The 25,649-nt window shown below is 45.8% G+C and carries 11 protein-coding genes, 16 tRNA genes and 7 rRNA genes; 15 read left to right on the top strand and 19 right to left on the bottom strand.

What is annotated here, in order from left to right; all coding sequences use genetic code 11:
- Window positions 1-13: 13 nt before the first annotated feature.
- The 13 genes from M4S28_RS15570 (at window position 14) to M4S28_RS15510 (ending at window position 14,458) form a co-directional block, all read left to right on the top strand.
- Window positions 14-1,267, top strand: a complete 1,254-nt coding sequence (locus M4S28_RS15570; RefSeq protein ID WP_249632071.1) for a cyclic di-GMP phosphodiesterase — start codon at window positions 14-16, stop codon at window positions 1,265-1,267.
- A gap of 623 nt (window positions 1,268-1,890) precedes the next feature.
- A 16S ribosomal RNA gene (locus tag M4S28_RS15565) occupies window positions 1,891-3,445 on the top strand.
- Window positions 3,446-3,875: 430 nt separating this feature from the next.
- Window positions 3,876-6,769, top strand: a 23S ribosomal RNA gene (locus M4S28_RS15560).
- A 97-nt stretch (window positions 6,770-6,866) separates the two neighbouring features.
- A 5S ribosomal RNA gene (rrf, locus tag M4S28_RS15555) occupies window positions 6,867-6,982 on the top strand.
- Between the two features lie 395 nt (window positions 6,983-7,377).
- Window positions 7,378-8,932, top strand: a 16S ribosomal RNA gene (locus M4S28_RS15550).
- Between the two features lie 66 nt (window positions 8,933-8,998).
- A tRNA-Ile gene (locus M4S28_RS15545) sits at window positions 8,999-9,075 on the top strand.
- 21 nt (window positions 9,076-9,096) lie between these two features.
- Window positions 9,097-9,172: transfer RNA gene (locus M4S28_RS15540), tRNA-Ala, on the top strand.
- Between the two features lie 350 nt (window positions 9,173-9,522).
- A 23S ribosomal RNA gene (locus M4S28_RS15535) occupies window positions 9,523-12,416 on the top strand.
- A gap of 98 nt (window positions 12,417-12,514) precedes the next feature.
- Window positions 12,515-12,630: ribosomal RNA gene (gene rrf, locus M4S28_RS15530) — 5S ribosomal RNA — on the top strand.
- 73 nt (window positions 12,631-12,703) lie between these two features.
- A tRNA-Thr gene (locus M4S28_RS15525) sits at window positions 12,704-12,780 on the top strand.
- A gap of 42 nt (window positions 12,781-12,822) precedes the next feature.
- Window positions 12,823-12,938 (top strand): 5S ribosomal RNA (gene rrf, locus M4S28_RS15520).
- Together the 16S, 23S and 5S rRNA genes with 4 tRNA genes alongside form the textbook arrangement of a ribosomal RNA operon.
- 30 nt (window positions 12,939-12,968) lie before the next feature.
- Window positions 12,969-13,045, top strand: a tRNA-Asp gene (locus M4S28_RS15515).
- 1,017 nt (window positions 13,046-14,062) lie between these two features.
- Window positions 14,063-14,458 carry a DUF2391 family protein gene (locus M4S28_RS15510; RefSeq protein ID WP_017079303.1) on the top strand — a complete coding sequence of 132 codons (396 nt, stop codon included), beginning with the start codon at window positions 14,063-14,065 and terminating at the stop codon, window positions 14,456-14,458.
- Window positions 14,459-14,807: 349 nt separating this feature from the next.
- Here M4S28_RS15510 and M4S28_RS15505 read toward each other — a convergent pair.
- The 16 genes from M4S28_RS15505 to mutY all read right to left on the bottom strand — a co-directional run bounded on the left by M4S28_RS15505 (window position 14,808) and on the right by mutY (window position 21,063).
- A tRNA-Asn gene (locus tag M4S28_RS15505) sits at window positions 14,808-14,883 on the bottom strand.
- Window positions 14,884-14,912: 29 nt separating this feature from the next.
- A tRNA-Thr gene (locus tag M4S28_RS15500) sits at window positions 14,913-14,988 on the bottom strand.
- 36 nt (window positions 14,989-15,024) lie between these two features.
- Window positions 15,025-15,100, bottom strand: a tRNA-Asn gene (locus M4S28_RS15495).
- A gap of 24 nt (window positions 15,101-15,124) precedes the next feature.
- Window positions 15,125-15,200, bottom strand: a tRNA-Thr gene (locus M4S28_RS15490).
- 56 nt (window positions 15,201-15,256) lie between these two features.
- Window positions 15,257-15,332, bottom strand: a tRNA-Phe gene (locus M4S28_RS15485).
- Window positions 15,333-15,567: 235 nt separating this feature from the next.
- Window positions 15,568-17,193: a methyl-accepting chemotaxis protein gene (locus M4S28_RS15480; protein WP_249632070.1), complete on the bottom strand. Its 1,626-nt coding sequence runs from the start codon at window positions 17,191-17,193 to the stop codon at window positions 15,568-15,570.
- Window positions 17,194-17,592: 399 nt separating this feature from the next.
- Window positions 17,593-17,668 (bottom strand) — tRNA-Asn (locus tag M4S28_RS15475).
- A gap of 56 nt (window positions 17,669-17,724) precedes the next feature.
- Window positions 17,725-17,800: transfer RNA gene (locus tag M4S28_RS15470), tRNA-Phe, on the bottom strand.
- A gap of 7 nt (window positions 17,801-17,807) precedes the next feature.
- Window positions 17,808-17,883 (bottom strand) — tRNA-Thr (locus M4S28_RS15465).
- 70 nt (window positions 17,884-17,953) lie between these two features.
- Window positions 17,954-18,029: transfer RNA gene (locus tag M4S28_RS15460), tRNA-Asn, on the bottom strand.
- Window positions 18,030-18,085: 56 nt separating this feature from the next.
- Window positions 18,086-18,161, bottom strand: a tRNA-Phe gene (locus tag M4S28_RS15455).
- 7 nt (window positions 18,162-18,168) lie between these two features.
- A tRNA-Thr gene (locus tag M4S28_RS15450) sits at window positions 18,169-18,244 on the bottom strand.
- 74 nt (window positions 18,245-18,318) lie between these two features.
- Window positions 18,319-18,394, bottom strand: a tRNA-Phe gene (locus tag M4S28_RS15445).
- A 103-nt stretch (window positions 18,395-18,497) separates the two neighbouring features.
- Window positions 18,498-19,631 carry a membrane-bound lytic murein transglycosylase MltC gene (gene mltC / locus M4S28_RS15440; RefSeq protein ID WP_017077770.1) on the bottom strand — a complete coding sequence of 378 codons (1,134 nt, stop codon included), beginning with the start codon at window positions 19,629-19,631 and terminating at the stop codon, window positions 18,498-18,500.
- 69 nt (window positions 19,632-19,700) lie between these two features.
- Window positions 19,701-19,973, bottom strand: coding sequence for an oxidative damage protection protein (locus M4S28_RS15435; protein WP_004735465.1), 273 nt, complete (start codon window positions 19,971-19,973; stop codon window positions 19,701-19,703).
- A gap of 28 nt (window positions 19,974-20,001) precedes the next feature.
- Window positions 20,002-21,063, bottom strand: a complete 1,062-nt coding sequence (gene mutY, locus M4S28_RS15430) for an A/G-specific adenine glycosylase (RefSeq protein ID WP_249632069.1) — start codon at window positions 21,061-21,063, stop codon at window positions 20,002-20,004.
- A 165-nt stretch (window positions 21,064-21,228) separates the two neighbouring features.
- Here mutY and trmB point away from each other — a divergent pair, with 165 nt between their 5' ends.
- Window positions 21,229-21,948: a tRNA (guanosine(46)-N7)-methyltransferase TrmB gene (trmB, locus tag M4S28_RS15425; protein WP_029222028.1), complete on the top strand. Its 720-nt coding sequence runs from the start codon at window positions 21,229-21,231 to the stop codon at window positions 21,946-21,948.
- 185 nt (window positions 21,949-22,133) lie between these two features.
- Window positions 22,134-23,054 (top strand): glutaminase B, encoded by a 921-nt coding sequence (glsB, locus tag M4S28_RS15420; protein ID WP_004735469.1) that lies wholly within the window; start codon window positions 22,134-22,136, stop codon window positions 23,052-23,054.
- Between the two features lie 249 nt (window positions 23,055-23,303).
- Here glsB and hemW read toward each other — a convergent pair whose 3' ends face one another.
- Genes hemW through M4S28_RS15405 form a run of 3 tightly spaced genes read right to left on the bottom strand, consistent with a single transcriptional unit; the run spans window position 23,304 to window position 25,570 of the window.
- Complete coding sequence (gene hemW, locus M4S28_RS15415) at window positions 23,304-24,491, bottom strand: radical SAM family heme chaperone HemW (protein WP_249632068.1); 1,188 nt, start codon at window positions 24,489-24,491, stop codon at window positions 23,304-23,306.
- Complete coding sequence (locus tag M4S28_RS15410) at window positions 24,491-25,090, bottom strand: XTP/dITP diphosphatase (RefSeq protein WP_249632067.1); 600 nt, start codon at window positions 25,088-25,090, stop codon at window positions 24,491-24,493. Before M4S28_RS15410 ends, hemW begins: the two co-directional genes overlap by 1 nt.
- Window positions 25,091-25,138: 48 nt before the next feature.
- Entirely contained in the window at window positions 25,139-25,570 is a 432-nt protein-coding gene (locus M4S28_RS15405) for a DUF4426 domain-containing protein (RefSeq protein ID WP_017103296.1), read from the bottom strand.
- Window positions 25,571-25,649: the final 79 nt, after the last annotated feature.

Here is a 25,649-nt window from a genome sequence, read left to right as displayed (position 1 = left end):
ATTATATATAAAAATGGGCAGCATAAAGATTACCGTAGATCGCATTCAGCCCGGTCTACATATACGACTCCCAGTAAAATGGAATGAACACCCATTTCTACTTAACAGCTTTAAAGTCAAAGATGACGCTCAAGTACAAGTAATTCGACATCTTGGGATTAAGCACGTCTATATAAACCCGAACCAAAGCGATACATCACCTTTACCCGCTAACCATGTGAGTGAACAAGACCTTGATACTGATTTACAAGTAAGTCTTGAAGCGGAAAGAATGTGGAAAGATAAGCATGAGCGTATCGAAACTCTAAGCTCTTACCGTCGTAGGGTAAGTCATTGCGAGAAAGAGTTCGAACGTTCGCTTGCCCGAATGCGTTCTGTGATGACCAAAATCCGTAATCGCCCATTAGATGCGGTAGGGGAGGTTAAAGCTCTTGTTGATGATATTGTTGAAACGCTAGTGAGTGACGATAACGTAACCTTGCATCTCATGAATGCAAAAGCTGACTTTGAAGACATTTACTTCCATACATTAAATGTCTCTGTTGTTGCATTAATGATTGGTAAAGCAAAAGGCTACAATACGCAACAGTTGAAAGACCTTTCATTTGCAGCGTTGTTTCACGATATAGGTAAAATAAAGATACCCGTAGCGATACTAAGAAAGCAGGCAGCTTTGACTGTGCCAGAGGCGAATTATCTCAAACTTCATACTAAGTATGGGGTAGATATAGTCGCGGCTATTGAGGGTTTTCCTGACAGTGCGAAGAGAGTGATTGGTCAGCATCACGAAATGAATGACGGCTCAGGTTATCCAGAAGGCTTAACTGAAGATGGTATAGATGAGTTTGCAAAAATAGTCGCGGTAGCAAATGCATTTGATAACCTTTGCCACAGTAAAGCGCAATCCCAGCAAAAGATCCCTTACTTAGCACTCTCTCATTTATATAAGAACTGCAAACACCTATATAGTCAGGATAACTTGAGTCTGTTAGTCAAGTTTATGGGAGTGTACCCACCGGGCACTGTCGTGCAGCTTTCAAATGAATCAATTGGAATAGTGATTTCAGTTAATGCCAAACACATGCTTTACCCGAATGTACTGATCTATGATCCTAGCGTGCCAAGAACCCAAGCCCCGATCATTGACCTCTTTACTAAAGAGATAAAAATTATCAATGCAGTTCATCCAAGTAAGTTACCGGAACAAGTTAGAGAATATCTAAACCCTAGGGCTCGTTTATCTTACTTTTTTGATAATGGCGAGTAGTTATCCACAGGGTGTTGTGGGTAATTTGTTCGAAACTTGGGTTAAAAGTGGTATAAATAAGCCCTTGGTTGAAATGTCTTCGCTTAACCTCTTTTTTCAATAAAAAACGTATTTAATGCTTGCCAATAAGAGCTGCATCTCTATAATGCCGCCTCACTGACACGGTAGACGCCACAAGGCTTCAGCGCAGAATGTTGGTAAGGCAACTAGCTTAAAGCGTTTAATCGCTCCTACTTTTAAAAAGTAGAAATTAATTCCCAATAAGTGTTTGACACTGAGAATTAAAACGCTAGAATGGCCGTCCACTTCGAGAGGCTCCTTACTTAAAAGGAACGCTCAACAAGTGAAGCTCTTTAACAATTTAAACCTATCAATCTGTGTGGGCACTCGTTGATGAATATCAAAACGTTTTATCGTTAGATAAAACAGATTCTTCGGAATCAAAATTGATTTCAATGAACTGAGTGACCAATACAAAATTAAGTTTACTTAATTTTGGCACAGTCAATTCATTACCATTCTGTTGGAATGGTAATAGCTTTAGAATTACATGTTTCTGTTCTTTTTCGAAAGAGCGGTAAATATTAGTTTTGAAGTCAGTATTCGTTGAGTCACAAAATCTTAAATTGAAGAGTTTGATCATGGCTCAGATTGAACGCTGGCGGCAGGCCTAACACATGCAAGTCGAGCGGAAACGACATTATTGATTCTTCGGAGGATTTAATGGGCGTCGAGCGGCGGACGGGTGAGTAATGCCTAGGAAATTGCCTTGATGTGGGGGATAACCATTGGAAACGATGGCTAATACCGCATAATGCCTACGGGCCAAAGAGGGGGATCTTCGGACCTCTCGCGTCAAGATATGCCTAGGTGGGATTAGCTAGTTGGTGAGGTAATGGCTCACCAAGGCGACGATCCCTAGCTGGTCTGAGAGGATGATCAGCCACACTGGAACTGAGACACGGTCCAGACTCCTACGGGAGGCAGCAGTGGGGAATATTGCACAATGGGCGAAAGCCTGATGCAGCCATGCCGCGTGTATGAAGAAGGCCTTCGGGTTGTAAAGTACTTTCAGTTGTGAGGAAGGGTGTGTAGTTAATAGCTGCGCATCTTGACGTTAGCAACAGAAGAAGCACCGGCTAACTCCGTGCCAGCAGCCGCGGTAATACGGAGGGTGCGAGCGTTAATCGGAATTACTGGGCGTAAAGCGCATGCAGGTGGTTCATTAAGTCAGATGTGAAAGCCCGGGGCTCAACCTCGGAACTGCATTTGAAACTGGTGAACTAGAGTGCTGTAGAGGGGGGTAGAATTTCAGGTGTAGCGGTGAAATGCGTAGAGATCTGAAGGAATACCAGTGGCGAAGGCGGCCCCCTGGACAGACACTGACACTCAGATGCGAAAGCGTGGGGAGCAAACAGGATTAGATACCCTGGTAGTCCACGCCGTAAACGATGTCTACTTGGAGGTTGTGGCCTTGAGCCGTGGCTTTCGGAGCTAACGCGTTAAGTAGACCGCCTGGGGAGTACGGTCGCAAGATTAAAACTCAAATGAATTGACGGGGGCCCGCACAAGCGGTGGAGCATGTGGTTTAATTCGATGCAACGCGAAGAACCTTACCTACTCTTGACATCCAGAGAAGCCAGCGGAGACGCAGGTGTGCCTTCGGGAGCTCTGAGACAGGTGCTGCATGGCTGTCGTCAGCTCGTGTTGTGAAATGTTGGGTTAAGTCCCGCAACGAGCGCAACCCTTATCCTTGTTTGCCAGCGAGTAATGTCGGGAACTCCAGGGAGACTGCCGGTGATAAACCGGAGGAAGGTGGGGACGACGTCAAGTCATCATGGCCCTTACGAGTAGGGCTACACACGTGCTACAATGGCGCATACAGAGGGCAGCAAGCTAGCGATAGTGAGCGAATCCCAAAAAGTGCGTCGTAGTCCGGATTGGAGTCTGCAACTCGACTCCATGAAGTCGGAATCGCTAGTAATCGTGAATCAGAATGTCACGGTGAATACGTTCCCGGGCCTTGTACACACCGCCCGTCACACCATGGGAGTGGGCTGCAAAAGAAGTGGGTAGTTTAACCTTTCGGGGAGGACGCTCACCACTTTGTGGTTCATGACTGGGGTGAAGTCGTAACAAGGTAGCCCTAGGGGAACCTGGGGCTGGATCACCTCCTTATACGAAGATACTTACGATGAGTGTCCACACAGATTGATGGTTTAGATTTAGTTAAAGCCAGAGCTTTAATTAATAACGTAAGTTATTGATTAAAGCTTTTTGCTTTATGCTCTTTAACAATTTGGAAAGCTGACTGATTAACTGACTTACGAGTCATGTTAATCAAATTTAAAAGTTCTCAATGTTTATCTTTATTGATAAACACAACAAACACATTCAAGTGTCTTGTATTCGAATGATCAGAAATGATTGTTCATTTTTTGATTTTACTTTTTATTAAAAAGTGGAAACAAAAGTAAATTGAGTCCGGCAAACAGTTATCAAGAATTAACCCTTCTTGATGACAACCAAAAACCTTGGTTAGTTGCCATACGCTTATTTGTCTTCACTTTTTAAAGTGAAAGCAAATAGAAACCCTTTCGGGTTGTATGGTTAAGTGACTAAGCGTACACGGTGGATGCCTTGGCAGTCAGAGGCGATGAAAGACGTAATAACTTGCGATAAGCCCAGATTAGGTAGTAATAACCTTTTGAGTCTGGGATTTCTGAATGGGGAAACCCACGTGCACAAGCACGTATCCTGTTGTGAATACATAGCAACAGGAGGCAAACCGGGGGAACTGAAACATCTAAGTACCCCGAGGAAGAGAAATCAACCGAGATTCCGAAAGTAGCGGCGAGCGAAATTGGATTAGCCCTTAAGCTTTTAATGATGCAGGTGAAGAGTCTGGAAAGTCTCGCAATAAAGGGTGATAGCCCCGTAACCGACACATCATAATCAGTGAAATCGAGTAGGGCGGGACACGTGATATCCTGTCTGAATATGGGGGGACCATCCTCCAAGGCTAAATACTACTGACTGACCGATAGTGAACCAGTACCGTGAGGGAAAGGCGAAAAGAACCCCTGTGAGGGGAGTGAAATAGAACCTGAAACCGTGTACGTACAAGCAGTAGGAGCACCTTCGTGGTGTGACTGCGTACCTTTTGTATAATGGGTCAGCGACTTAATTTTAGTAGCAAGGTTAACCGTTTAGGGGAGCCGTAGGGAAACCGAGTCTTAACTGGGCGTACAGTTGCTAGGATTAGACCCGAAACCAGGTGATCTAGCCATGGGCAGGTTGAAGGTTGAGTAACATCAACTGGAGGACCGAACCGACTAATGTTGAAAAATTAGCGGATGACTTGTGGCTAGGGGTGAAAGGCCAATCAAACCTGGAGATAGCTGGTTCTCCCCGAAAGCTATTTAGGTAGCGCCTCGGACGAATACTACTGGGGGTAGAGCACTGTTAAGGCTAGGGGGTCATCCCGACTTACCAACCCTTTGCAAACTCCGAATACCAGTAAGTACTATCCGGGAGACACACGGCGGGTGCTAACGTCCGTCGTGGAGAGGGAAACAACCCAGACCGCCAGCTAAGGTCCCAAAGTATAGCTAAGTGGGAAACGATGTGGGAAGGCTCAGACAGCCAGGATGTTGGCTTAGAAGCAGCCATCATTTAAAGAAAGCGTAATAGCTCACTGGTCGAGTCGGCCTGCGCGGAAGATGTAACGGGGCTAAGCTATACACCGAAGCTGCGGCTACGTACCTTAGGGTATGTGGGGTAGGGGAGCGTTCTGTAAGCCGTTGAAGGTGTGCTGTAAGGCATGCTGGAGGTATCAGAAGTGCGAATGCTGACATGAGTAACGATAAAGGGAGTGAAAAACTCCCTCGCCGGAAGACCAAGGGTTCCTGTCCAACGTTAATCGGGGCAGGGTAAGTCGACTCCTAAGGCGAGGCCGAAAGGCGTAGTCGATGGGAAACGGGTTAATATTCCCGTACTTCTTACAATTGCGATGGGGGGACGGAGAAGGCTAGGTGGGCCTGGCGACGGTTGTCCAGGTTCAAGTACGTAGGCGGAAAGTTTAGGTAAATCCGGACTTTCATTAACGCTGAGATACGATGTCGAGCTACTACGGTAGTGAAGTCATTGATGCCATGCTTCCAGGAAAAGCCTCTAAGCTTCAGATTGTAAGGAATCGTACCCCAAACCGACACAGGTGGTCGGGTAGAGAATACCAAGGCGCTTGAGAGAACTCGGGTGAAGGAACTAGGCAAAATGGTACCGTAACTTCGGGAGAAGGTACGCTCTTATCAGTGAAGTCCCTTGCGGATGGAGCAGACGAGAGTCGCAGATACCAGGTGGCTGCAACTGTTTATTAAAAACACAGCACTGTGCAAAATCGTAAGATGACGTATACGGTGTGACGCCTGCCCGGTGCCGGAAGGTTAATTGATGGGGTTAGACTTCGGTCGAAGCTCTTGATCGAAGCCCCGGTAAACGGCGGCCGTAACTATAACGGTCCTAAGGTAGCGAAATTCCTTGTCGGGTAAGTTCCGACCTGCACGAATGGCGTAATGATGGCCACGCTGTCTCCACCCGAGACTCAGTGAAATTGAAATCGCTGTGAAGATGCAGTGTACCCGCGGCTAGACGGAAAGACCCCGTGAACCTTTACTACAGCTTGGCACTGAACATTGAACCTACATGTGTAGGATAGGTGGGAGACTTTGAAACCGCGTCGCTAGATGTGGTGGAGTCGTCCTTGAAATACCACCCTTGTAGTTTTGATGTTCTAACGTCGGTCCCTGAATCGGGATTACGGACAGTGCCTGGTGGGTAGTTTGACTGGGGCGGTCTCCTCCCAAAGAGTAACGGAGGAGCACGAAGGTGGGCTAAACACGGTTGGACATCGTGTGGTTAGTGCAATGGCATAAGCCCGCTTGACTGCGAGAATGACAATTCGAGCAGGTGCGAAAGCAGGTCATAGTGATCCGGTGGTTCTGAATGGAAGGGCCATCGCTCAACGGATAAAAGGTACTCCGGGGATAACAGGCTGATACCGCCCAAGAGTTCATATCGACGGCGGTGTTTGGCACCTCGATGTCGGCTCATCACATCCTGGGGCTGAAGTCGGTCCCAAGGGTATGGCTGTTCGCCATTTAAAGTGGTACGCGAGCTGGGTTTAGAACGTCGTGAGACAGTTCGGTCCCTATCTGCCGTGGGCGTTGGAAAATTGAAAGGGGCTGCTCCTAGTACGAGAGGACCGGAGTGGACGAACCTCTGGTGTTCGGGTTGTCATGCCAATGGCATTGCCCGGTAGCTAAGTTCGGAATCGATAACCGCTGAAAGCATCTAAGCGGGAAGCGAGCCTTGAGATGAGTTTTCCCTGACGCTATAAGCGTCCTAAAGGGTTGTCGTAGACTACGACGTTGATAGGCAGGGTGTGTAAGTGCTGCGAGGCATTGAGCTAACCTGTACTAATTGCCCGTGAGGCTTAACCATACAACACCCAAGGGGTTTTGTGGACTCAGATGTACCAGACCTTGAATGCGTTTGAAGAGATAGACTTTTAAATCAGTTTTCCGAATTTTAAAATTTGCTTGGCGACCATAGCATTGTGGACCCACCTGATTCCATGCCGAACTCAGAAGTGAAACACAATAGCGCCGATGGTAGTGTGGGGCTTCCCCATGTGAGAGTAGGACATCGCCAGGCTTTAATTTCGACTTTGTCTAGTTTCTAGACAAGTCACCATAGAGTTCTAAGTTTTCTTAGAGTTTTATGTTGACTTTCAAAGTGGAAAGCGTATTATACGCGTCCTGCTTACGTGCTAAGGCACTGAAAGCAAAGCTCTTTAACAATTTAAACCTATCAATCTGTGTGGGCACTCGTTGATGAATATCAAAACGTTATTACTTAGGTAATAGCAGTTACTTCGGTAACACAATGATTTCAATGAACTGAGTGACCAATACGTTTAACTACTTGTAGTTATTCGGCACAGTCAATTCATTACCATTCTGTTGGAATGGTAATAGCTTTAGAATTACATGTTCATTTTCGAATGAATATTAGTTTTGAAGTCAGTATTCGTTGAGTCACAAAATCTTAAATTGAAGAGTTTGATCATGGCTCAGATTGAACGCTGGCGGCAGGCCTAACACATGCAAGTCGAGCGGAAACGACACTAACAATCCTTCGGGTGCGTTAATGGGCGTCGAGCGGCGGACGGGTGAGTAATGCCTAGGAAATTGCCTTGATGTGGGGGATAACCATTGGAAACGATGGCTAATACCGCATAATGCCTACGGGCCAAAGAGGGGGATCTTCGGACCTCTCGCGTCAAGATATGCCTAGGTGGGATTAGCTAGTTGGTGAGGTAATGGCTCACCAAGGCGACGATCCCTAGCTGGTCTGAGAGGATGATCAGCCACACTGGAACTGAGACACGGTCCAGACTCCTACGGGAGGCAGCAGTGGGGAATATTGCACAATGGGCGAAAGCCTGATGCAGCCATGCCGCGTGTATGAAGAAGGCCTTCGGGTTGTAAAGTACTTTCAGTTGTGAGGAAGGGTGTGTAGTTAATAGCTGCGCATCTTGACGTTAGCAACAGAAGAAGCACCGGCTAACTCCGTGCCAGCAGCCGCGGTAATACGGAGGGTGCGAGCGTTAATCGGAATTACTGGGCGTAAAGCGCATGCAGGTGGTTCATTAAGTCAGATGTGAAAGCCCGGGGCTCAACCTCGGAACTGCATTTGAAACTGGTGAACTAGAGTGCTGTAGAGGGGGGTAGAATTTCAGGTGTAGCGGTGAAATGCGTAGAGATCTGAAGGAATACCAGTGGCGAAGGCGGCCCCCTGGACAGACACTGACACTCAGATGCGAAAGCGTGGGGAGCAAACAGGATTAGATACCCTGGTAGTCCACGCCGTAAACGATGTCTACTTGGAGGTTGTGGCCTTGAGCCGTGGCTTTCGGAGCTAACGCGTTAAGTAGACCGCCTGGGGAGTACGGTCGCAAGATTAAAACTCAAATGAATTGACGGGGGCCCGCACAAGCGGTGGAGCATGTGGTTTAATTCGATGCAACGCGAAGAACCTTACCTACTCTTGACATCCAGAGAAGCCAGCGGAGACGCAGGTGTGCCTTCGGGAGCTCTGAGACAGGTGCTGCATGGCTGTCGTCAGCTCGTGTTGTGAAATGTTGGGTTAAGTCCCGCAACGAGCGCAACCCTTATCCTTGTTTGCCAGCGAGTAATGTCGGGAACTCCAGGGAGACTGCCGGTGATAAACCGGAGGAAGGTGGGGACGACGTCAAGTCATCATGGCCCTTACGAGTAGGGCTACACACGTGCTACAATGGCGCATACAGAGGGCAGCAAGCTAGCGATAGTGAGCGAATCCCAAAAAGTGCGTCGTAGTCCGGATTGGAGTCTGCAACTCGACTCCATGAAGTCGGAATCGCTAGTAATCGTGAATCAGAATGTCACGGTGAATACGTTCCCGGGCCTTGTACACACCGCCCGTCACACCATGGGAGTGGGCTGCAAAAGAAGTGGGTAGTTTAACCTTTCGGGGAGGACGCTCACCACTTTGTGGTTCATGACTGGGGTGAAGTCGTAACAAGGTAGCCCTAGGGGAACCTGGGGCTGGATCACCTCCTTATACGAAGATACCACGATGAGTGTCCACACAGATTGATTAGGTTTAGAAAGTAAAAGAGACGATATTGGGTCTGTAGCTCAGCTGGTTAGAGCGCTCGCCTGATAAGCGGGAGGTCGGTGGTTCGAGTCCACTCAGACCCACCAATATCGACTAGATACAAAGATGGGGCTATAGCTCAGCTGGGAGAGCGCCTGCCTTGCACGCAGGAGGTCTGCGGTTCGATCCCGCATAGCTCCACCATCTTTAAGTGTTTTTATCTGAAAATATTTAAAAATGGTTCATTAGTTTGAATCAAGCTCTTTAACAATTTGGAAAGCTGACTGATTGATTACTTACGAGTAATTCAATCAAATTTAAAAGTTCTCAATGTTTATCTGCTCTTATTTAATAAGAACGGTATAAACACAACAAACACATTCAAGTGTCTTGTATTCGAATCAAACTTTAGTTTGATTCACAATTGAGTCCGGCAAACAGTTATCAGGAATTAACCCTTCTTGATGACAACCAAAAACCTTGGTTAGTTGCCATACGCTTATTTGTCTTCATTTTTTAAAGTGAAAGCAAATAGAAACCCTTTCGGGTTGTATGGTTAAGTGACTAAGCGTACACGGTGGATGCCTTGGCAGTCAGAGGCGATGAAAGGCGTAATAACTTGCGATAAGCCCAGATTAGGTAGTAATAACCTTTTGAGTCTGGGATTCCTGAATGGGGAAACCCACTTACATAAGTAAGTATCCTGTTGTGAATACATAGCAACAGGAGGCAAACCGGGGGAACTGAAACATCTAAGTACCCCGAGGAAGAGAAATCAACCGAGATTCCGAAAGTAGCGGCGAGCGAAATTGGATTAGCCCTTAAGCTTTTAATGAGACAGATGAAGGCTCTGGAAAGTGCCGCAATAAAGGGTGATAGCCCCGTAATCGACATCTCATAATCAGTGAAAACGAGTAGGGCGGGACACGTGATATCCTGTCTGAATATGGGGGGACCATCCTCCAAGGCTAAATACTACTGACTGACCGATAGTGAACCAGTACCGTGAGGGAAAGGCGAAAAGAACCCCTGTGAGGGGAGTGAAATAGAACCTGAAACCGTGTACGTACAAGCAGTAGGAGCACCTTCGTGGTGTGACTGCGTACCTTTTGTATAATGGGTCAGCGACTTAATTTTAGTAGCAAGGTTAACCGTTTAGGGGAGCCGTAGGGAAACCGAGTCTTAACTGGGCGTACAGTTGCTAGGATTAGACCCGAAACCAGGTGATCTAGCCATGGGCAGGTTGAAGGTTGAGTAACATCAACTGGAGGACCGAACCGACTAATGTTGAAAAATTAGCGGATGACTTGTGGCTAGGGGTGAAAGGCCAATCAAACCTGGAGATAGCTGGTTCTCCCCGAAAGCTATTTAGGTAGCGCCTCGGACGAATACTACTGGGGGTAGAGCACTGTTAAGGCTAGGGGGTCATCCCGACTTACCAACCCTTTGCAAACTCCGAATACCAGTAAGTACTATCCGGGAGACACACGGCGGGTGCTAACGTCCGTCGTGGAGAGGGAAACAACCCAGACCGCCAGCTAAGGTCCCAAAGTATAGCTAAGTGGGAAACGATGTGGGAAGGCTCAGACAGCCAGGATGTTGGCTTAGAAGCAGCCATCATTTAAAGAAAGCGTAATAGCTCACTGGTCGAGTCGGCCTGCGCGGAAGATGTAACGGGGCTAAGCTATACACCGAAGCTGCGGCTACGTACCTTAGGGTATGTGGGGTAGGGGAGCGTTCTGTAAGCCGTTGAAGGTGGTCTGTAAGGGCTGCTGGAGGTATCAGAAGTGCGAATGCTGACATGAGTAACGATAAAGGGAGTGAAAAACTCCCTCGCCGGAAGACCAAGGGTTCCTGTCCAACGTTAATCGGGGCAGGGTAAGTCGACTCCTAAGGCGAGGCCGAAAGGCGTAGTCGATGGGAAACGGGTTAATATTCCCGTACTTCTTACAATTGCGATGGGGGGACGGAGAAGGCTAGGTGGGCCTGGCGACGGTTGTCCAGGTTCAAGTACGTAGGCGGAAAGTTTAGGTAAATCCGGACTTTCATTAACGCTGAGATACGATGTCGAGCTACTACGGTAGTGAAGTCATTGATGCCATGCTTCCAGGAAAAGCCTCTAAGCTTCAGATTGTAAGGAATCGTACCCCAAACCGACACAGGTGGTCGGGTAGAGAATACCAAGGCGCTTGAGAGAACTCGGGTGAAGGAACTAGGCAAAATGGTACCGTAACTTCGGGAGAAGGTACGCTCTTATCAGTGAAGTCCCTTGCGGATGGAGCAGACGAGAGTCGCAGATACCAGGTGGCTGCAACTGTTTATTAAAAACACAGCACTGTGCAAAATCGTAAGATGACGTATACGGTGTGACGCCTGCCCGGTGCCGGAAGGTTAATTGATGGGGTTAGTCTTCGGACGAAGCTCTTGATCGAAGCCCCGGTAAACGGCGGCCGTAACTATAACGGTCCTAAGGTAGCGAAATTCCTTGTCGGGTAAGTTCCGACCTGCACGAATGGCGTAATGATGGCCACGCTGTCTCCACCCGAGACTCAGTGAAATTGAAATCGCTGTGAAGATGCAGTGTACCCGCGGCTAGACGGAAAGACCCCGTGAACCTTTACTACAGCTTGGCACTGAACATTGAACCTACATGTGTAGGATAGGTGGGAGACTATGAAATTGCGTCGCTAGATGTGATGGAGTCGTCCTTGAAATACCACCCTTGTAGTTTTGATGTTCTAACGTTGGTCCCTGAATCGGGATTACGGACAGTGCCTGGTGGGTAGTTTGACTGGGGCGGTCTCCTCCCAAAGAGTAACGGAGGAGCACGAAGGTGGGCTAAACACGGTTGGACATCGTGTGGTTAGTGCAATGGCATAAGCCCGCTTGACTGCGAGAATGACAATTCGAGCAGGTGCGAAAGCAGGTCATAGTGATCCGGTGGTTCTGAATGGAAGGGCCATCGCTCAACGGATAAAAGGTACTCCGGGGATAACAGGCTGATACCGCCCAAGAGTTCATATCGACGGCGGTGTTTGGCACCTCGATGTCGGCTCATCACATCCTGGGGCTGAAGTCGGTCCCAAGGGTATGGCTGTTCGCCATTTAAAGTGGTACGCGAGCTGGGTTTAGAACGTCGTGAGACAGTTCGGTCCCTATCTGCCGTGGGCGTTGGAAAATTGAAAGGGGCTGCTCCTAGTACGAGAGGACCGGAGTGGACGAACCTCTGGTGTTCGGGTTGTCATGCCAATGGCATTGCCCGGTAGCTAAGTTCGGAATCGATAACCGCTGAAAGCATCTAAGCGGGAAGCGAGCCTTGAGATGAGTTTTCCCTGGCACTATAAGTGTCCTAAAGGGTTGTCGTAGACTACGACGTTGATAGGCAGGGTGTGTAAGTGCTGCGAGGCATTGAGCTAACCTGTACTAATTGCCCGTGAGGCTTAACCATACAACACCCAAGGGGTTTTGTGGACTCAGATATACCAGGCCTTGAATGCGTTTGAAGAGAAATAACTTTTAGATAAGCTTTCCGAATTTTAAAATTTGCTTGGCGACCATAGCATTGTGGACCCACCTGATTCCATGCCGAACTCAGAAGTGAAACACAATAGCGCCGATGGTAGTGTGGGGTTTCCCCATGTGAGAGTAGGACATCGCCAGGCACCAAATTTATTTTCACTTTTAAAAAGTGAAGACAAAAAGTTTTCAGAATCGTCTTTAAACGATTCCTGAATTGCTGATATAGCTCAGCCCGGTAGAGCGCACCCTTGGTAAGGGTGAGGTCCCCAGTTCGAGTCTGGGTATCAGCACCATTATTTAGTTGATTTGATTCATCAAGTTAACAACAGAATTTGTTTGACGACCATAGCATTGTGGACCCACCTGATTCCATGCCGAACTCAGAAGTGAAACACAATAGCGCCGATGGTAGTGTGGGGTTTCCCCATGTGAGAGTAGGACATCGTCAGGCTTAAATTGCATTATGCTGAATAGACACTGCGGAGTGGTAGTTCAGTTGGTTAGAATACCGGCCTGTCACGCCGGGGGTCGCGGGTTCGAGTCCCGTCCACTCCGCCATTTATTTAGAAGCCTCGCTAGAAATAGCGGGGCTTTTTTACATCTAAATTATAGTGCTTCGCCCTTCCATCTAATGACTTCCACATAAGGCTTCCCGTACCCCATAACTCTTAGCCAACGCGTCCCCATTATTCCGTCATTTATCAGAAATCCCAATCCTACGACTAGAATCACATCATTTCTGATTCCAATTGTGGTTTGACACAAGAAAGGCTTCAAACGCATGCAGCTCTTTAAGCTTACTGATCAAATACTCTAGCCATACGACGTTGTAAGTTAGGTTAATGAGACTGTTCTGACTCAGCGCCCCTATTCAATACCTGAAACCATACAAGCATTACAACTCACCCCGCTTGCTCAGTGCTTGGAGCCTTCCTCAAGTATTAGTTAATAGATCTTCGTCTAGGAAACCTGACTTCTGGCCTATCAGTGAATCTAGAGGATAGCCTAATGTGTAATTAGGACTCCATCATCGAGAGGATTTTGCTAAGAACGCTAGAGTCCTTAATAAGTAGACTTAATAGCTCTTGTTATGCATTGAGCTTAAATCACTCTCGATAGCATTAAGCACTTTGTTCGAAGCATTTTAAAGGGTGAAAGCGGACTAGATTCAGTTTGAAGGTGAGAGTCGCTAGGCTGAGCTCCCCAAGTGATGCCGGAAGGATATATAAGCTAAGAAATAGAGTATCCCTCGATCCGTGCAGTGATGTTTATCACCCAACTGATTGAGATTTTCTGGTTCTAGGCACTAGTATCTTAGGATGTTTACCGGTCTCTCTTCGATTCTGATGTGCTTGTCGACTCGATATGAATTAGTTGTTTTGACAGCTTTTACTCTGAACATATTGATCTCTTGCTAGTTAGTTCAAGCTATGTTTAGGTTATTACGACTAATATTAAGCTAAGAGTGTCATTTCTGTTGCTTGGTAAGAATAGAAAATTCCCCAAATCATCGGCGGATAATTTTGTGATTATTTTAAAAAATAGATAAAGCCTTAAAACCTAATGGGTCGAACTATGAAATTAAGCTTTAACTTTGAAGATGCCAGCCAGATCTTTGTTGGATCTTTTGCTTTGGCCGTGCCGATTTCTTTTTCTGAGGAAGCCTGGAAGCTAGGGGAGACTTTGCCTACAGCTAACTTGCTGTTGTTGTTTCTATTGTCTGCTGTATTCCTGGGCTTTTACACGTATGAGAGTGTATTTCAGAAAGATATTGTCGCTCGGCTGCCAGTGTTTATTTTCAGAATTGTTATTGCTTATGTGATGACTGCATTGGTTGTTGCTTTGGTGCTGACTTGTTTGGACAAGCTTCCTTTATTAAGCGATCCAATTGTATCTATCAAAAGGGTAATTGTTATTTCTATGCCAGCGTCTATGGGAGCGATTGTAGTGGATAGTTTCGATAAAGAGTGAGTCGTGTGTCATTTCAATTTAAGCAACCAACAGAGCCTTTCTAGAGCTTATTTGAATTCATTATTTAGCTTTTAATTCCCGCCCCCATTACGACTAGAATTTCTCAGCAGAGCACTTCTATAGATAACGAAAGTAGCCCTTCGTGATGACTGGCTTCTTGCAAGAGTGACAAGTTTGTTCTTGTGATAGCTTGAGCGGAATTAAAGAGAAAAGTCTGATTGCTTTAGAAGAGCATTAAAAGTGTTGGTTTTCGAATTAAATGAGGTAGTAAAAGGTGAGTAGACTGGTATGGATGAGTTCGGATCTTTAAATGCAAAAAGGCCGCATCAATGATGCGGCCTTTTCTAATTGGCTCCCCTTGCAAGACTTGAACTTGCGACATACGGATTAACAGTCCGCCGTTCTACCAACTGAACTAAAGGGGAATTGATTGTTTAGTCTCTAATCAAGAGAATGGTGCCGACTACCGGAATCGAACTGGTGACCTACTGATTACAAGTCAGTTGCTCTACCTACTGAGCTAAGTCGGCATCATGAATCAAAAAGCTTATGCTTGATGATTAACTTGGCTCCCCTTGCAAGACTTGAACTTGCGACATACGGATTAACAGTCCGCCGTTCTACCAACTGAACTAAAGGGGAATTATTCTTAAAGCTTTAAAGAAATGGTGCCGACTACCGGAGTCGAACTGGTGACCTACTGATTACAAGTCAGTTGCTCTACCTACTGAGCTAAGTCGGCACATAATATTTCTTTGTGCTTTACTGTTGTTGTCTAGGACACCAACAAATAAATTGTGGTGCCCGGAGGCGGAATCGAACCACCGACACGAGGATTTTCAATCCTCTGCTCTACCGACTGAGCTATCCGGGCGACGAGGTGTATTAAACGTGTTTTCGCGTTCTGGGTCAACATTAAATTGCAAAAAAAGTATCGTTTGATGTTTTTCTATACTTAGTGGATTGTTTTTGTTCGTTTGGGGCTAAAAACCTAGGTCTAGCATGCTCTAAAAGATACTGAAACTACGGTTAACTGGACGGAATAGGCACCGAAACAAAAAAAGCACGTATGAAAACGTGCTTTTATATTTAAGAATTTACTCGAGAGTTTAGTGTTTTACTTCAAACCTATTAACCCAAGCTTCTAATTCGTTAGAAAGGGAGGCGAGAGTTTGAGTGCTGTTATGACTTTCTGTCACCACATTACTCAGTTGGTTGCCACTTTCTTCGATCATATTGATACGCTTCGAAATATCGTCACTCACCTGAGTCTGCTCAGCGGCGGCTGTCGCGATTTGATGACTCATCGATGAAATAGACTCTAATGCGATAACAATCTGTTGTAGAGCTTCAGAGGCATTCTGGGACTCTGTTACGGTGCTTTCACTGGTCGTCGCACACACTTCCATAGTTTTTATTGCGTTACGAGAGCCTTCTTGAAGGTTATTGATCATTAGTTGGATTTCTTTCGTGCTTGATTGTGTTCGACCTGCAAGGTTACGAACCTCATCAGCCACAACCGCAAATCCGCGGCCTTGTTCACCAGCGCGCGCAGCTTCAATTGCCGCATTTAGCGCTAGAAGGTTAGTTTGTTCTGCAATATCACCGATGACGTCTAAGACCTTAACGATGTTATGTACATCGCTATCTAGGTTAGCGACGGCTTCACTGGCCGTTCCTAGTTGGCCTGCTAGACCTTGAATGTTATCTACCGTGTTGTGAATTAACTGCTGAGTATGTTGGCTCTGTTTATCAGCTTCGTCAGTATTACGCGCAGTATCACCCGCTGAATCAGCAACATTGTTGGCTGAAGAGGCCATCTCGGTCATTGCTGTTGCGATCATCTCTGTTGATTGCTGTTGTGTTTCTGTTAGCTGAGCAATTGCCCCAGCACGATCTTCTACGCGCTGCAGTTCGCCCCTTAATGCCAGCATTGATGCATTAAGGTTTGAGACCAGCTCGGCTAACGACTTACTCATTTGTTGCACGGCATGATAAATACTGCCGTTTATCGCCTGAGTCTCGAAAGAGGTTTGAATACGGCCTTCTGCGACTGCTTGTACTGCTTCTCTTACATCTTTAGGCTCGCCGCCAAGAAGTGCCAGCATTCGCTTAATAGATACAATTAGGCTTGATAAAATAAGGCCAGCAATCACGACACATAGAAACAATTGCCATTGAGCAGTCGACCAGAAACGCGCATTGACTTCATTGAAGCCGATACCGGTGCCTACAACCCAACCCCAATGCGGAGTCTTCTCTGCAATAGACAGCTTTTCTTCAATCGTTCCGTCTGGAAGCTTTTGTGTCCAGGTGTACTCAATGATCTGGCCAGTACGATTGCCAAGTACTCTTTGGATTAGCTGACCAACACTATTGCCGTCGCCATCTTTAAAGTCGTTAAAGCTGGTTCCGTGTAGTTGAGGATCTAATGGTGTCGCGATAAACGTCATGTTCTCATCTGCGACGTAGACATATTCATTGGCTTTATAGATGTTGTTACGTAGTAGGCGAGTCGCAAGTTGTTTAGCTTGCTGTTCTTCTAGTGTGCCATCAATCGCCATTTTTTCGACTTCAGTAAGAATGCTGTATGCGCTCTTAAACAGCTCTGTTACGCGAGCTTTGTTGTCCATGTTACTAGCGACTCTCAAGGTCCATAAACCAGTAGCAGTTAGCGCCAGCAGAGCGATCAAGATGATGCCCGATAATAAGTAAGCTTGCGTTTTTAATTTCATATTTTCCTGCGTAGCGATTCAATAATTAGTATTAGATATAATTCATCGAATCTTAATCTAAGTCGTGTAGGGCAGATATCAGAAAGATATCAAAACATGATGAAGATTAAATTTACGAAGCAAAAAAAGTAACAAGTTACCATTCTGTTTATTTTTATGTGACGATACGCGGCTAAAGGTGCTTAATTTCAGAGATGGTTTAGTTTGTATCGAGAGGGTTTGAACGAATTCAAGGATGTGTACTGTCGAGATAGGAAAGGGGATGCTTTAACTCGATGGGGATGATCAGGGCTTGATGTTGAGCTGGCGGCAATACTGAATAGAGTTAGAGTTAGAGTTAGAGTTAGCTTTTGCTCAAACGAAAAAAAGCCAAGTCTTTCGACTTGGCTTTCTTGAATGTGGCTCCCCTTGCAAGACTTGAACTTGCGACATACGGATTAACAGTCCGCCGTTCTACCAACTGAACTAAAGGGGAATTACTTGTCTTAACATCAGGTCTATAAAGACCATTATTTGTTAAGCACCAAATAATGGTGCCTCGAGGCGGAATCGAACCACCGACACGCGGATTTTCAATCCGCTGCTCTACCGACTGAGCTATCGAGGCAAAAGAATGGTGCCGACTACCGGAGTCGAACTGGTGACCTACTGATTACAAGTCAGTTGCTCTACCTACTGAGCTAAGTCGGCACACTAAATTCTTTGCTTTAGAGAGTGAACTCTCTAATTAAAACCTCATATAAAATGAAGTTCTTGAAAATGGCTCCCCTTGCAAGACTTGAACTTGCGACATACGGATTAACAGTCCGCCGTTCTACCAACTGAACTAAAGGGGAATTACTTGTCTCAACATCAGGTCTATAAAGACCATTATTTGTTAAGTACCAAATAATGGTGCCTCGAGGCGGAATCGAACCACCGACACGCGGATTTTCAATCCGCTGCTCTACCGACTGAGCTATCGAGGCAAAAGAATGGTGCCGACTACCGGAGTCGAACTGGTGACCTACTGATTACAAGTCAGTTGCTCTACCTACTGAGCTAAGTCGGCACACTAAATTCTTTATGCTTTTGTTCGTGTTGCTACTCCCTGTTAAAGAGTAATGACACCAACAAATCAAATTGTGGTGCCCGGAGGCGGAATCGAACCACCGACACGAGGATTTTCAATCCTCTGCTCTACCGACTGAGCTATCCGGGCAACGGAGCGCTATTAAACGGATTTTCTGCATAACCGTCAACACCTTTTTTGAAAATAATTAAAAAAAACGTTCGTTAGTTGTTTTTTTATTCAAAAGTGAGGCTTACGTTTTACCTTGGTTAAAATCTTTCTTGAATTTTGTTACTTTTTCTAAGTATCGACGCGACTCTTTGTTTGGGTGTTTCTTTGTCAGTGCCCAGTAAGCTTGACTAGGTTGCAACGAATTTAAGTCGCGCATTGCCCGTTTTCGGTCTTTGCTGAAGGTATTGAGTACGCCACCAGTACCGCCGTTGTATGCTGAGATCATGCTGTACTCAAGCGTGGTTGGGTGCTGCACGTCCTTCAAATAACGATTTTTAAGGATATAAAAGTATGCAGTGCCAGCATCAATGTTGTTTTCTGGATTGAATAAGTACTCAGGACTTGGTTCTCCAGGTTTCTTTTTGACGAGCTTAAAGACATCTCGGCCTGCCGTTTTTGGGACCACCTGCATAAGACCATAAGCGTTCGCCCAACTCACAGCGTATGGGTTAAAACTACTCTCTGTTTTGATGATTGCGTAAATCAAGTCTTCAGGGATGTCATAACGTTGAGAAGCGCGACGAACGATGTCTGCGTACTTATAGCTTCGTTTGCTGGCGTGATCAGCCACCATTGGAATTTCGACGTAATATGCTTTTTTAAAGTCGACTTCCTTAGTTTTTAGGTTATTGGCGATCAGATAATCAGCAAATTTATTAGCGCGCCAAGTCCATTGGATAGGCTTCTTATCCTGATCAACGACTTGGTTATAGAGGAAAGGTTGACCTTCTAACTTGATGCTTTTGGAAGAGAATAGATCGACATTTGCAGGATCATCTGGGGTCAGAAGTGTCGTCATTATCGCATTTTTAAGGTGCTTTTTAGGATCCGTTGAGGATACGGTTTCAACTGTGATTAGGCCTTGGCTAAAGTTTACTTCTGAACGGCTCAAGTAATTATCTATGTATTTCACATAGTTACTCTTGCCCGCCATCTTTACTTCACTGCTGCCCCAACGTTTTTGGATATTGCCAGAAAAGCTATTAATTAAAGAATCTAACGCCCCAGTGTCTTTTTCAAATTGACCGGGTAGCTCCGCTAAATTACTGACAAATCGGTTGGTTGGTTCGTAATTAACATCATAAAGGCTTTCGACAAATTCACGACTGCAGCCAGTTAACAACATGGCTGTTAGGAAGTAACTTAGCTTTTTCATAGTTCCTCATACAAAAATGACATCGCAGCGTTAACCATGATGTCATTAAAATTTGCTTAAATAAATGTCTTATTCGCTTGGTGGAGTGTAGCCATCAATAACGACATCTTTACCTTCGAAAAGGAAGTTAACCATCTCAGTTTCAAGAAGTTTACGATGTTCAGGATCCATCATGTTTAGCTTCTTCTCATTGATAAGCATGGTTTGCTTGCTTTGCCATTGTCCCCAAGCTTCTTTAGAGATGTTGTCAAAGATACGCTTACCTAAGTCACCTGGGTAAAGTTGAAAATCTAGGCCTTCAGCATCTTTTTGAAGGCGAGCACAAAATACAGTGCGGCTCATAGTGGTTCCTCTTATCGCGTTCGTTGATTCAAACGTCGTCGTTCAGTTCAAAGGGTAGGCTCTCAATAAGCTGCTTTACAGGAGCGGCTAGGCCAATTTCTTCCGGTTTTGATAAGTTATACCAGAGACCTTTAGTCCCTTCCATTATCAAATCTGGTTGTTTATCTAATTTTACTAATACAGGTGTGATATCTAAGTGGTAGTGGCTGAAAGTATGTCGAAACGCAATCATGGTCTTGATCGAATCGGTTTCACTATCTTTGATCGAACGAAGATCTAATTGATGTTCGATCTCTGCGTTTTCATTTTGAGGGAAACTGAACAGTCCTCCCCAGATACCAGACTGAGGGCGTTGTTCGAGCCATACTTGATTATCGTGGTACAGAATCACAAACCATGTTTCTTTTATTGGCTTTTCTTTCTTCGGTTTCTTGCCTGGGAAATCGAGCTGTCGATCGAGCTTCTTAGCTTCGCACATGCTTTCAATCGGGCACAACGTACATTTGGGCTTGCTACGAGTACAAACCATCGCACCCATATCCATCATGGCTTGATTGTACTTATCGACATCTTGTTGCGGAGTGTGTGTTTCTGCGTGTTCCCACAACTGGTTCTCGACTTTCTTTTGCCCCGGCCAACCTTCTACAGCGAAGCTTCTCGCCAAGGTGCGCTTGACGTTGCCATCAAGAATTGCATGAGGAAGTTTATGCACAGAGGACAGCACTGCAGCGGCAGTAGAGCGTCCAATACCCGGTAGCGCGTTCATTTCTTCGATAGAAAGCGGAAATTCACCACCGTATTGCTCGGCAACAATCTTGGCAGCCTTGTGCAAGTTACGAGCTCGCGCGTAATAGCCAAGCCCCGTCCATAAGTGCAGCACCTCATCTTGTTCGGCGTTCGCTAGGTCAATAACCGTTGGAAAGCGTTCTAAGAAGCGCTGGTAGTATGGAATCACCGTGGCGACTTGAGTCTGCTGAAGCATGATTTCAGATAGCCAAACGGTGTAGGCGGTTTTGTTTTGTTGCCAAGGTAATTCTTTACGCCCAAAGGCGTCATACCACTTTAATATGGCGGTTGCGAAAGGAGTCACGACATGCTCTATGCTTTGCTATTATTAGGAGTGAAATTGCACCACACTTACGGTTGGATGTAAAACAGACAAATTGTGTGGGAATTTATCCACGGAAAGACTTGCACCGGAGGCAATTCTTTGGATAATCCCCGCTTTGATTAATCAATGTGCAGGCAAAAATCAATGAGTGAAGTGACCACTAACGAATATACTGAAGACGGCAAACTGGTTCGTAAGATCCGTAGTTTTGTTCGCCGCGAAGGCCGCTTAACAAAAGGCCAAGAAAACGCGATGAACGAATGTTGGCCAACAATGGGTATCGACTACAACCCAGAACTTCTTAATTGGAAAGAAGTGTTTGGTAACGACAACCCTGTTGTACTAGAAATAGGCTTCGGTATGGGTGCATCACTGGTTGAAATGGCAAAGAATGCGCCTGAAAAAAACTTCTTAGGTATTGAAGTTCATAGCCCAGGTGTTGGTGCGTGTTTAGGTACAGCTCGCGATGCTGGCGTAACTAACTTGCGTGTAATGTGTCACGATGCAGTTGAAGTATTTGAACACATGATCCCAGACAGCAGCCTGCATACACTGCAACTGTTCTTCCCTGACCCATGGCACAAAGCTCGTCATCATAAGCGTCGTATCGTTAAGGCTGAGTTTGCAGAGATGGTTCGCGGTAAGCTTCAACTTGATACTGGTATTTTCCACATGGCAACAGACTGGGAAAACTACGCAGAACATATGATTGAAGTGATGAACGTCGCTCCAGGCTTCAAGAATATCGCTGAAGATGGTGATTACATTCCTCGTCCAGACGAGCGTCCGCTAACTAAGTTTGAAGCGCGTGGCCACCGTTTAGGTCATGGTGTTTGGGACATTAAGTTTAAGCGTACTAAGTAATTCTGAATCAAATTAAGTGAAGGTGAATCCGACTTAGGATTAAACCCTACACTTTATGGGATTGATTAAAGCCAACATTATTGTAATGTTGGCTTTTTTGTCCTTAGGCTTTTATTGCGATAAAGGTTTAAGGACAGAAAGTAATGTCACACCCCCTACAAAAATAACAATAAAGAAGTAAGCACATGAAACCAACTCAAGCTATTTTGGCCGAGATTTTAGATGAAGTTCGCCCTTTAATTGGTCAGGGAAAGGTCGCTGATTATATTCCTGCATTGGCTCGCGTATCGAACCAAAAACTGGCGATTGCGGTATACACCAATGAAGGTGAAGTTATTCAAGCTGGCGATGCTGATGAGGCTTTTTCTGTGCAATCAATCTCTAAAGCTTTAAGCCTGACGTTAGCGATGGTGTTGTATAAGCCGGAAGAGATTTGGCAACGAGTAGGGAAGGAGCCTTCAGGACAAGCCTTTAACTCGATGATTCAGCTTGAGATGGAACACGGCATCCCTCGTAACCCGTTTATTAACGCAGGTGCGATTATCGTTGCTGACTTATTGCAAAGCCGTCTATCTGCACCAAGGCACCGTTTATTAGAATTTGTACGTCAGCTATCAGGTGATACTCATATTGTGTATGACAAAGTTGTGGCGGCTTCTGAAATGATGCACAGCGATCGCAATGCTGCCATCGCTTATTTGATGCGTTCATTTGGTAACTTTGAGAACGATGTTATTCCCGTACTCAACAATTACTTCCATGCTTGTGCGCTTAAAATGACCTGTGTTGACTTGGCGAAGACCTTTAGCTATTTGGCAAACAAAGGTGTGTCAGTTCAGACCAAGAAAGAGATCATCACTCCAGTTCAAACCAAGCAGCTGAATGCTTTGCTTGCGACATGTGGTTTGTACGATGGGGCGGGAGAGTTTGCTTATCGTGTTGGTATGCCCGGAAAATCTGGTGTCGGTGGCGGGATTATTGCGATTGTTCCTGGCGAAATGACGATCGCGGTGTGGTCTCCGGAACTAGACGCGTCGGGTAATTCACTGGCGGGAACTCAGGCTTTAGAATTGCTCTCTGAGCGTATTGGTCGCTCTATTTTTTAAAAGCGCTTTTTAGTTGGGGTTCTACATTTGCAAGAGATCCTCAACTCACTCGTCCCTCGTTCTTGAGGATGACGGTGTTGTTTGTAACTTTCGACGTACTGGCCCCTAACTTCTTGGGGGATAAGACTGGTTTGATGCCCGTCATTCCCGATAGCGACGAAGGAGCGTAATCGGGAATCTATTATTTGTCTGCGCGCAAATTAGAAAGGGTTGACCCTAAAGCCAACCCTTACACAATACTTCTCGAATCTATTCGTCCTCTTCTGCCATAAAGGCTTCAAGTAGATCATTTAGGAACAGCTTTCCTTTTTCAGTGATCTGCCAGTGGCTGTCGGTTTCATTAAGATAACCGAGCTCTTTGGCCCGCTCTATTGTTGGCTGAATCGAGTCAAATTCTAGCCCCGTAGTATCAATGAAGTCTTGTTTTGGACACGCTTCCATTAGCCTGAAGCGGTTCATGAAGAACTCGAAAGGGCGGTCCTCATTAGGTACTTCAAGTTCATCCGACAGATAGGGCTTCACCAGATTCTGATACGCGGCTAGGTAGCCTCTAGGGTGTTTAACCTTAGTGGTGCGAACAATACGTCCATCTGCAAAGCTCAGCTTGCCATGAGAGCCACAGCCAATACCTAGGTAGTCACCAAAGCGCCAGTAGTTGAGATTATGCTGACACTGATATCCCGGCTTGCTGTAGCCTGAAATTTCGTACTGTACATAACCTGCGTCTGCGAGCTTCTTATGGCCTAAGTCGAAGATATCCCAAAGGTCATCATCGTCAGGCAGCTTTGGCGTTTTGTAATAGAACATGGTGTTAGGTTCTATTGTTAGCTGATACCAAGACAAATGTGGAGGATCGAGCTCGATCGCTTTGTCCAAATCAGCCAAGGCCTGATCAATGCTTTGATCGGGTAAGCCGTGCATTAGATCTAGGTTGAAGCTATTTAATCCGATTTTATGCGCTAAGTGAGCAGCATTCACTGCTTCATCTTGACCGTGAATACGCCCAAGCCTTTCCAGTTTCTCTTGTTCAAAACTTTGCACGCCCACCGAGATTCGACTAACCCCTGCTTTTTGATAACCAGCAAAACGCTCAGCTTCGATAGTTCCCGGGTTGGCTTCCATGGTAATTTCTATTTCAGGTTTGAACGGGATGCGTTGTTCAATGCCTTGCAGCAATCGACCTATACCTTCTGGAGAAAATAGACTCGGCGTGCCGCCACCAATAAAGATCGAATGCAAGGGGCGAGGTGCGCCATTGAGTTGGTATTTTTCGATATCGGTATCGAGATCCTCAAGCAGAGCATCGATGTACTCTTTTTCAGGAATCTCGGCTTTTAGAGCATGAGAGTTAAAATCACAATACGGACACTTTTGTACACACCATGGGATGTGGACATAGAGGCTGAGTGCGGGTGGTATTAGCGCTGCATTATGCATTACAGAGCTTGCTCCTTGAGAGTCTTGAATAATGATGCGAGGGCTTTACCACGGTGTGACAGTTGCTTCTTACGTGACGATTCAAGCTCTGCTGAGGCGCAGTTATCTTCTGGTACAAAGAATACAGGATCGTAGCCAAAGCCATTTTTACCGTGTTCTTCAGTCAAAATACGACCTTCCCATTTACCGTGACACACCAATGGTGTTGGATCGTTTTCGTGACGCATTAGCACCAATACACAGTGAAAACGAGCGGTACGCTTTTCAGTAGCCACACCTTGCATGGCATCTAACAGCTTTTCGATGTTCTGCTGATCAGTCGCCCCTTCACCTGAGTAACGCGCTGAGTAGATACCGGGTGCACCATTAAGGTAATCAACTTCTAAGCCAGAATCGTCAGCAATGGCTGGTAGCCCTGTCTCTTTCGCAGCGTGGCGAGCTTTGATGATGGCATTTTCAATGAAAGTTGTTCCCGTTTCAGCGACTTCTGAAACGTTAAACTCACTTTGCGCGACAACGTCGAAACCAAACTCAGACAGAATATCTGCCATCTCGCGAACTTTGCCTTGGTTGCCTGTTGCTAAAACAATCTTACTCATGGGGATGTGGCTCTAATAAGTTAATGACTAGAAAAGTGAGCTTTGAAGCTACTCTTCTATATAGAATTTTTGTGTAAAACGCAGTGGACCTGTGCCTTTCAAACCAGCGTTAACATCAATATCAAAAGTGATGTTTTCTTCGTGAGTGATAGGGAACTCTGCAAGGTAATAAATCGCATCGCCTTCCTTTATTTCACGGAAGTTAAGCGTGCGAGTGTTACCTACTAGGTTTCGTGCTGTTCCCGTAATTTTAGCCGTTGTTGCAGGCTTGCCTAGGGAAGCGTTGTCTAGCACGCTGATGTTTAGAATCGCTGAGTATCCGTTTCGTTTCAGCTTATATTGCTTAGCGACCTGCGCAGTTAAAAACGTGGAATTGAAAGCCGAGTAATGAACCTCGACATCCTTGATACTTTTAAACTGTCCTGCCGAGCTTGGTAGGGCAATTAGAGCGGTGAGTAGTGCTGTTATCCATAGACGCATAATGACTCCAATAAATAGCAAAAAGCCATCATAGGATGGATTCTATAACTCTTTTAAATTAATGAATCCCAGTAAAATA

This window comes from Vibrio sp. J383, from assembly GCF_023503985.1.
Classification (GTDB): domain Bacteria; phylum Pseudomonadota; class Gammaproteobacteria; order Enterobacterales; family Vibrionaceae; genus Vibrio; species Vibrio splendidus.
Note: the sequence above shows the minus strand (reverse complement) of the source record. Positions and strands in the feature narration are given on the sequence as shown.